Raw genomic sequence first — 9,025 nt, forward strand, 5'->3', positions numbered from 1 at the left:
AAACTTGTCAATGATACTTTAGGACATGGCACTGGTGATAAGTTGCTTTGGCTCACTGCTGGTATACTTAAGAAGTGTTTCCGGGAGGATGACTTAGTGTTCAGAATTGGCGGAGATGAATTTGCCATCCTTTTGCCAAAAAGTGACCTGAAAATTGTGGAACAAGCTTGTTATAGAATTCGTAAGGCTGTTGAGGAGTACAATAGCGAGAATTTAGAGTTTCCACTTAGCTTATCTATAGGATCTGCTGTAAGTGAGAAAACGAATGTGAATGTTGATATGGTCTTTAAAGAAGCTGATGATGGCATGTATCGGGAAAAACTACATCGAAGTAAAAGTACCCGCAGTGCCATAGTTCAGGCACTTATGAAAGCTTTAGAGGCTAGAGATTTTATCACGGAAGGGCATGCCGATCGTCTGCAAGACATAGTCCTAACCCTTGGAGAAGCAATGGGATTAGCCGAGCGTACTCTTGCAGATTTGCGATTGTTGGCCCAATTTCATGATATCGGCAAAGTGGGTATTCCAGATCGTATACTTTTTAAGCCTGGGCGTTTAACCTTTGAAGAATTTAAGGAAATGCAGCGACATAGTGAGATTGGACATCGGATTGCACAATCTGCCCCGGACCTGCTTCCCATTGCCGATCACATTTTGAGACACCATGAATGGTGGAACGGTCAGGGCTATCCTTTAGGACTTAAGGAAAACGACATTCCCTTAGAGTGCCGCATTCTGGCGATTGCGGATGCCTACGATGCCATGACAAGTAATCGTCCGTATCGAAAAGCCATGAGCCAAGAGCAAGCTTTTAATGAATTGATGGCAAACAGCGGGCTTCAATTTGACCCAAAATTAGTACCTATATTTGTTAAAGTATTTAGTTTCGATCAATCGTCGATCCGTCCGATAGGCTAAGATTGGTTTTACTGGATCAACATAACCCGAGGGAAATACTACTCAATGAGTAGTATGGGAATTAGAGGAAGCTGAAAAACTGACAAGTTAAGAGAACGGTGTAGAAATCGTGTCCGATAGGATTGACTAATCACATTTTCCATGTTATTTTTAACAAAATATATATGATGTGGGCAGGGGAGCTAGAAAGGCTGGCTGAGATTTAGACCCGATAAGGTCTAAGACCCTTTTAACCTGATCTGGATAATGCCAGCGTAGGTAAGCAGTTTTTACTCTTTTATGAAGATGAAAGAGCACAAACCCTATTCTGGGGATCTGTGCTCTTTTTAGTTTTTAAAGAGAGAATATTTAATAATGGAGGAGGTAGTCACCCGTGAAAAAAGTACTTACTATAGCTGGTTCAGATTCTAGTGGGGGAGCAGGGATTCAAGCTGATCTAAAAACGTTCTGTGCTCATGGTGTCTATGGAATGAGCGTAATAACCGCAGTCACTGCCCAAAATACCCAAGGAGTTTTTGCTGTTCAGGATATCTCAAGAGAGGTCATTGCTCAACAAATCGAAGCAGTTTTCGACGATATTGAGGTCGACGGAGTGAAAATCGGTATGGTTTCCCAAGTTCAAACTATCGAGGTGATTGCAGAAAAGTTGAAACACTATGCGCCTCAAAGGATTGTCTTAGACCCAGTCATGGTGTCTAAAAGCGGTTACCACTTGTTAAACCCGGAGGCAGAAGTAACTTTGAGTAGGGAATTATTGCCCATGGCAATGATCGTCACCCCTAATATTCCAGAGGCTGAGGTCATGACCAAAAGGTCTATTGGCACGCTAAAGCAAATGGAAGAGGCTGCTAAGGTGATTTATCAGATGGGGGCTAAGAATGTACTTTTAAAGGGGGGACACTTAGAGGATGACTCTGTAGATATCCTCTTTGACGGTCAGGAATTTAGTTATTTTAGCTCGGTTAGGATTGCTACTAAGAATACTCATGGGACAGGATGTACTCTTTCATCGGCAATCACTGCAAATCTGGCGTTGGGGTACAGCCTTAATCAAGCAGTCTCCTTAGCCAAGGAATATATCACAATTGCCATTCAACATTCTTTAGCGATCGGAAAAGGCGTAGGACCGACTCATCACTTTTACACATTATACAAAAAGGCAGGATTAATAGAGTGAGTATAGCTTCAAAAAATAATTTAAGTATGTTTAATTTTTCAACCCTTTGGTTTGGCGCAGCTATTTCAGTCGCCGAAATTTTAACCGGCGGGCTGTTGGCTCCCCTAGGATTTAAAATGGGGGTTTTGGCTATCCTGATTGGACACTTGGTTGGAACCTCACTTTTGGTGTTAGCAGGAATCATCGGAACTAATGAGCGCATTCCTGCCCTGGTATCAACTCGAATTTCCTTTGGAAAATACGGTTCCTATCTATTTTCTGTTTTAAATGTTTTACAATTATTGGGTTGGACGGCTGTGATGATAATCGTCGGGGCCAGGTCGGTTAACCAGATCAGCAAAACCTTATGGGGATTTGATCAGCTGACGGTTTGGAGTCTGATTATTGGAGTCTTTATTATGATTTGGGTATGGCTTGGAAAAGATAGCGGCTGGAAAAAGGCGAACCACATAGCTGTGGTGCTATTGTTCTTGTTAACGATTATCTTGAGCACTATCATTTTCAGCAACCATGAACTGTTTACCAAACAGGTTGTCGGAGATATGTCTTTTGGCTTTGGTATAGAATTAGCTGTAATCATGCCTTTATCCTGGTTACCATTGATCTCTGACTACACACGCTTTGCTAAGTCAAGGAGAGACGGTGCCTGGGGCAGCTGGCTTGGATACTTCTTTGGCAGCAGTTGGATGTACATTATCGGCCTGGGCGCAGCGATCATCGCCTCGGACGCTGATCCCGCCGCAATGTTATTAGCAGCTAATCTCGGTATTGTAGCCTTAGGAATTATTGTCTTGGCTACGGTAACCACTACCTTCCTGGATGCTTATTCGGCTGGGGTCACATTTCTCAACATTTTCCCTAAATTAAATGAGAAAACGGTTGCCTTGGTCATGACTGGGATTGGAACCGGACTTGCGATTATCGTTAATATTGAGCAATATGAGCATTTTCTTTATGCCATTGGATCAGTGTTTGCGCCCTTATTTGCCATTCTCTTGACGGATTATTTCCTTTTAAAGAACAAGAAAATCCAACCTGAGCTTTTGATAAACTGGGGTACGTTACTCCTCTGTGCAGTGGGTACAGCTTTATACTATAGGTTTATCAAGTTAGACTTTGTTCTGGGCTCTACAATTCCTGTGATGCTGATTATCAGCATCTTACATTCTATAACATGGAGGTTGACTGCTAAATGGAAATACGTGAAGTAATCTTTGAAAACCTAAGGCTTGTTAAAGAAAAAAGTCCCTTAATTCACCATATTACCAACTATGTCACTGTGAATGATTGTGCGAATATTGTCCTAGCCATCGGAGGTTCCCCTGTGATGGCAGATGATCTGGAGGAAGTGGCAGAAATGGTTGGCTTTGCTTCTGCCCTAGTTCTTAACATTGGCACTCTTAATTCCAGAACGATTGAAAGCATGCGAGTCTCCGGATTACGGGCGAAAGAATTAGGTGTTCCGGTGATCCTAGATCCGGTAGGAGTTGGGGCCACGAAGCTGAGAACAAACACTGCAGAAAAGTTGATTAAGGAGTTAAAACTTGAGGTTATCCGGGGGAATATGTCAGAGATCAAAGTCTTAGCCGGCCAAAATGTAGCTATAAAGGGAGTTGATTCGCTAGCGGACGAACAAGATAGTTCGGTGATTGCCAAAAAACTAGCCTCTGAATTAGGCTGCGTGATTGCCATAACTGGTAAAACGGATGTTGTTTCTGATGGACGTCGAGTGTGCTTACTGGATAATGGCCACCGAATTTTGGCGGATGTTACAGGAACAGGGTGTATGACAACCTCCCTCGTGGGAACCTTTTGCGGCGTCACTAAAGATTATTATACGGCGGCCGTGGCTGGCATTATTAGTATGGGCTTGGCAGGAGAAATCGCTCAGGCTTCATTACGCCATGGGGAAGGGATCGGAACCTTTAGAACCAGATTGTTGGATAGCATCTATAATCTGACTCCCGAAATCCTAGCTAAAGAAGGTAAAATTAGTTATGAGTAAAGTTAAGGTCGACTACACTTTGTATTTGGTCACAGATCGAAAACTTCTCGGAGAGCGGGATTTGGCTCAGAGTATTGAGCTAGCCATACAAGGTGGGGTAACCTTGGTGCAGCTTAGGGAAAAATCCCTTTCTACCAAGGATTTCTTACAACTAGCCATTGAAGTAAAAGCGATAACCTCTCGCTACCAAATTCCCCTAATTATAAATGACCGTCTAGACATTGCTCTCGCGGTCGATGCCGAGGGATTACATGTCGGACAAGAAGATCTGCCTATGCTAAAAGCAAGAGAGTTGTTTGGCCCTAATAAAATCATTGGGGTCTCTGCCAGTACCTTAGAAGAAGCCATTCTTGCCCAACAACAGGGTGCTGACTATTTAGGAGTCGGAGCTGTATTTAGCACATCAACTAAGACTGACGCCCCAGAAGTCAGTCTCGGGCAATTAGAACTTATTAAGAGAACAGTCAAAATCCCTGTTGTGGCGATCGGTGGAATTAATCTGACGAACCTAAAACACGTTATGGATACCGGAATTGACGGGGTTTCAGTCGTATCTGCCATTTTGGCAGTAGAAGACATTCTAATGGCGTCCAAGCAGTTAAAGGAACTTATTAGATAGTCAACTCCATTAGCTAAAGTTGAACATCGAGACGATGCTCATTCTTGTCCTATTATTCCTTGTCTAGGATAAACCTGTGGGTTATACTAGAAAAACGAAGGTAGTACATAATACTTGCTTACAAGGAGAGGATTATAATGTTAAACGATAAAACAGCATTGATCACTGGAGGCGGGACCGGGATCGGTAAAGCGATCGCCTTAAAACTAGCCCAGTCTGGAGTTAATATTGCGATTAATTACTCTCGATCTGAGCAGGAAGCGCTTAAAACTAGTCAAGAAATCAAGGATTTAGGAGTTCGATGCCTAATCTATAAAGCGGACGTTGCTCGGGATGCTGAAATTAGGGCAATGATTAGTCAAGTAACTTTGGATTTTGGCAAGTTGGATATATTAGTAAATAATGCGGGAACGACCCATTTCGTTGATCATTCAGACCTTGAGGGAATGAAAGAGGAATACTGGGATGATATCTTGGGAGTTAATGTAAAGGGATTGTTCTTTTGTTGCAGGGCGGCTTCTGCCGAACTTAAGAAAAGTCGAGGCTGCATCGTGAACATCACATCGATAGCAGGCTTAACTGGATTAGGTAGTTCTATCGCTTACTCTGCTTCTAAAGCGGCAGCAATAAGTGTTACAAAGTCGTTAGCTAGAGTGCTGGCTCCTGAAGTTAGGGTTAATGGTGTTGCACCAGGAATTGTCCAAACCCGTTGGGTGGAAGGGAAGGAAGAGCATATTTCTCGACTTGCTGCAGGTACACCACTGGGACGAATTGCAGATCCTGAAGATATTGCTGAGGTCGTCTATTCCTTGGTCGCCCATGCAGGGTTTATGACCGGACAAACAGTCGTGGTCGACGGAGGAAGCTTTATCTAAAAGGTAAGGGTATGCCCCAGCAATTCATTGCTTATATTTAAGCATGGCTTACCGTCCGAATTATCCAGAGGCCTAGCGGCGGTTAGCCATCAGATAAAGTACTTACTGAAGGTTTTCAAAGGAGTTAATTTATGAAAATTGACAATTTGAATAGCTTGGTAGATTCAATCAAGGATGAAGTCATCTTTTGGAGACGTCAGTTGCACCAAAATCCTGAGTTATCTTATCATGAAGAAGAAACCTCAGAGTTTATTTTTCACTTGCTCCAGTCCTTTGGTTATTTTGAGGTAACACGTCCGACAAAAACTAGTGTGATGGCTCGTTTGATTGGCAAGCAGCCCGGCAAAGTGATTGCCATTAGGGCGGATATTGATGCTTTGCCTATTCAAGAAGAATCTCTGGTAGATTATGCTTCTCAAAATCCTGGAGTGATGCATGCTTGCGGGCATGATACACACACTGCTATGCTGCTAGGCGTTGCCAAACTATTCAGTAGCTTGTATTTCCAGTTAAAAGGAGAGTTACGCTTAATATTTCAGCATGCTGAGGAAAAGTTCCCACCAGGGGGTGCTGAAGAACTCGTCCAAGCAGGGGTAATGGAAGGTGTAGACGCCGTCATCGGAGGGCATATATGGGCAGCTTTAGAAAGCGGTAAAGTCGGCTTGGCGTATGGTCCAATGATGGCCTCACCGGATTCGTTTTATCTCACGATCAAGGGAAAGGGTGGACATGGAGCAATGCCCCATCAGACGATCGATGCCATTACCATTGGGGCAGAAGTGGTAGTTAACCTGCAGCATATTGTGTCACGTAATATAGATCCATTAGATCCTGTGGTAATCTCGGTAGGTCGGTTTGTTGGTGGTACTCAAAATAACATTATACCAGGCACTGTGCAAATAGACGGTACAATCCGTACCTTGAATCCTAAGCTGCGCCAAGAGGTTCCACTTTTAATTGAGCGAGTAGTCAAGGGAATTACCTCAGCTCACGGAGCAGATTATGATTTAAACTTTATCTTAGGCTACAGACAAGTGATCAATGATGATCGGATCGTTCAGGTTCTGGAAGAGACAGTACGTGAAGTGATGGGGGACGAAGGGATTGCGTTTGTCCGACCTAGCATGGGCGCAGAGGATTTTTCCGCCTATTTACAAAAAGCTCCGGGTGCGTTCTTCTTCTTAGGAGGAGGGAACAAGGAAAAAGGATGCGTCTATCCGCATCATCACCCTTGCTTCAGTATTGATGAGGATGCTATGCAAAAGGGTATTAATATCTTTATGCATACTGCACTAAAACTTCTTGCTGAATAGGTACCACTAGTCTTCGAAGGTGCTCGATCCTTTTCAGTTCAGGGTTGTTGACAGGAAGAAGATTTCAGGTATAATAAAGACAGATCAAATACAATCAAGATTCAGATTTAAGTTGTTGGTCGCGTGCTAGGCATCGTTTCGATTCATCGAAAGTAAGCATTGCTATCAGTTAACAAATGCTGAATTTCGGAGAACTGGAGCCACCTAGCTGGGTGGTTTTTGTAGTTATTAGAAAGATTTCCCTTAAAGTTCCTTCCTTAATGAATCAGTGCTCTGCTACCTAATCATTTTTATATTTTTATTAGAAGATGCAGTTGCTTGATTGAACGCAGTTAACTTAATGTAAACTGAGTAGTGGAGGTCACTCACTGGAGTGGATTTTTCTTTTTCATATGAGTATACTGGCTTAATATTGGTAGATCCTTAGTTGAAGCACTGATATATGGGGAACAGTAGATTGTGGATAAACCTTTATACGGGCAATATAACGTGATATTATGTTAGATAATACGGTAATTTGAAAAGAAATTGAGAATTAAATCGGGAGGCTAACATTATAAATGGATTATTATAAGAATTTTTTTGAAAGTAAGTTATTTAAAAAGATTATATCTTTGCTACTTTTATTTGCAATTATAATTAGTATTAAACCCATGATGAATTTGTTATTATTAACGTTTATGTTTTCTTTTATCTTATACGGAATTCAAAATTACATTTTTAAGAAAATTGTCAAACTAATGCCCATTAATCGAACCGGGATTACCTTTACTATCTTTATAATATTGGCTTCTGCCATGGTATTCTTTATCTATAAATATATACCCATCTTAAGTAAACAGTTATTATATATCGGAATTCAGCTCAGCAATTTTGATATCAATAATTATGAAGATGCAATAAATCCTAATGTAAGGGAAGCAATTAGTACAAACATTCAATCTTATGTTGTTGAGGGTGGAACTTATCTTATTCATTCGGTAACAAACATTTGGAAATTTAGTTTAAACATCTTTATTGCCCTTATACTTAGCTTATTTCTCATTTTAGAAAAGGATAAAACGATAAAGTTCTTAAACAAGTTTGCAGATAGTAAAATAGGATTTATATATAAATACTATAAAAAGCTAGGTAAAAATTTCGTTAATTCGTTTGCTAAAGTAATGGAAACTCAAATCCTGATTTCATTAATTAACTCCTTTTTATCCGCCATTATCTTGAGTGCAATGGGCTTTCATCAAGTGATTGGTCTAGGTTTTATGATTTTTATTCTCGGAATCATACCTGTAGCAGGTGTTATCATTTCGTTGATTCCTTTAACAATCATAGCCTTCAAATTAGGTGGATTAATAAAGATTCTATATGTGTTAGTAATGATTGCAGTCTTACATGCAATTGAAGCCTATTTTTTAAACCCTAAACTAATGTCCGTAAAAACAAAACTGCCAGTTTTTTTCACTTTAGTGGTTTTAATTATGGCAGAACACTTTTTGGGAATATGGGGATTATTATTCGGAATTCCACTTTTCCTGTTTTTTCTAGATCTTCTTGAAGTAGAAGATTTCTAGATCTTCTTAAGTTGAAGAATATGAGTTAGAGGATGTTCAAACCCTTGAGACATCCTCTAATTATTTTTTGCTCCAAGGCGACATTCTAAGAAGTAATGCCATAAGCAAATTTCCCCTAAATATTAATCATTTTCAAATGAGTATGAAGCTAATAATAGTATTAACGATTAATAACTTTGACTTTCCGTCTCATCGTAAGATCGGACTCTGGAATGGTACCATTATAGCTTACAACTTTTTCCTCGACTTCTTGTACAACATTAGCATTAGCATCGTCATCATCATCATCGTCGTCGTCATCATCATCATCGTCGTCGTCATCATCATCATCGTCGTCGTCATCATCATCATCGTCGTCGTCATCATCATCATCGTCGTCGTCATCATCATCATCGTCGTCGTCATCATCATCATCGTCGTCGTCATCATCATCATCGTCGTCGTCATCATCATCATCGTCGTCGTCATCATCATCATCGTCGTCGTCATCATCATCATCGTCGTCGTCATCATCATCATCGTCGTCGTCATCATCATCATCGTCGTCGTC

Annotated in this window: 9 protein-coding genes and 1 riboswitch; of the genes, 8 read left to right on the forward strand and 1 reads right to left on the reverse strand. The window is 41.1% G+C overall.

Annotated elements, in window-relative coordinates:
* The 8 genes from JL57_RS30385 to JL57_RS30420 all read left to right on the forward strand — a co-directional run.
* Positions 1-918: diguanylate cyclase (locus tag JL57_RS30385; RefSeq protein WP_034145609.1), on the forward strand; the 918-nt coding region annotated here is incomplete at its 5' end.
* Between the two features lie 165 nt (positions 919-1,083).
* Positions 1,084-1,197: riboswitch (TPP riboswitch) on the forward strand.
* Positions 1,198-1,291: 94 nt separating this feature from the next.
* The gene (gene thiD, locus JL57_RS30390; protein ID WP_034145610.1) at positions 1,292-2,095 is read left to right on the forward strand and encodes a bifunctional hydroxymethylpyrimidine kinase/phosphomethylpyrimidine kinase; all 804 of its coding nucleotides are present in this window, start codon (positions 1,292-1,294) and stop codon (positions 2,093-2,095) included.
* The gene (cytX, locus tag JL57_RS30395) at positions 2,092-3,306 is read left to right on the forward strand and encodes a putative hydroxymethylpyrimidine transporter CytX (RefSeq protein ID WP_034145611.1); all 1,215 of its coding nucleotides are present in this window, start codon (positions 2,092-2,094) and stop codon (positions 3,304-3,306) included. Before thiD ends, cytX begins: the two co-directional genes overlap by 4 nt.
* Entirely contained in the window at positions 3,288-4,100 is an 813-nt protein-coding gene (gene thiM, locus JL57_RS30400) for a hydroxyethylthiazole kinase (protein WP_034145612.1), read from the forward strand. The genes cytX and thiM overlap by 19 nt, the downstream gene beginning before the upstream one ends.
* A complete protein-coding gene (gene thiE / locus JL57_RS30405; protein ID WP_034145613.1) occupies positions 4,093-4,719 on the forward strand; it encodes a thiamine phosphate synthase in 627 nt (208 codons plus the stop codon). The genes thiM and thiE overlap by 8 nt, the downstream gene beginning before the upstream one ends.
* Before the next feature lie 137 nt (positions 4,720-4,856).
* Positions 4,857-5,594 carry an SDR family NAD(P)-dependent oxidoreductase gene (locus JL57_RS30410; protein ID WP_034145614.1) on the forward strand — a complete coding sequence of 246 codons (738 nt, stop codon included), beginning with the start codon at positions 4,857-4,859 and terminating at the stop codon, positions 5,592-5,594.
* Between the two features lie 131 nt (positions 5,595-5,725).
* Entirely contained in the window at positions 5,726-6,907 is a 1,182-nt protein-coding gene (locus JL57_RS30415; RefSeq protein ID WP_034145615.1) for a M20 family metallopeptidase, read from the forward strand.
* Between the two features lie 560 nt (positions 6,908-7,467).
* Positions 7,468-8,475, forward strand: coding sequence for an AI-2E family transporter (locus tag JL57_RS30420; RefSeq protein WP_034145616.1), 1,008 nt, complete (start codon positions 7,468-7,470; stop codon positions 8,473-8,475).
* Positions 8,476-8,703: 228 nt separating this feature from the next.
* Here JL57_RS30420 and JL57_RS30425 read toward each other — a convergent pair.
* Positions 8,704-9,025, reverse strand: a 322-nt coding sequence (locus tag JL57_RS30425) for a hypothetical protein (protein ID WP_291300786.1), incomplete at its 5' end; no start/stop codon positions are given.

Source organism: Desulfosporosinus sp. BICA1-9 (genome assembly GCF_000802135.1).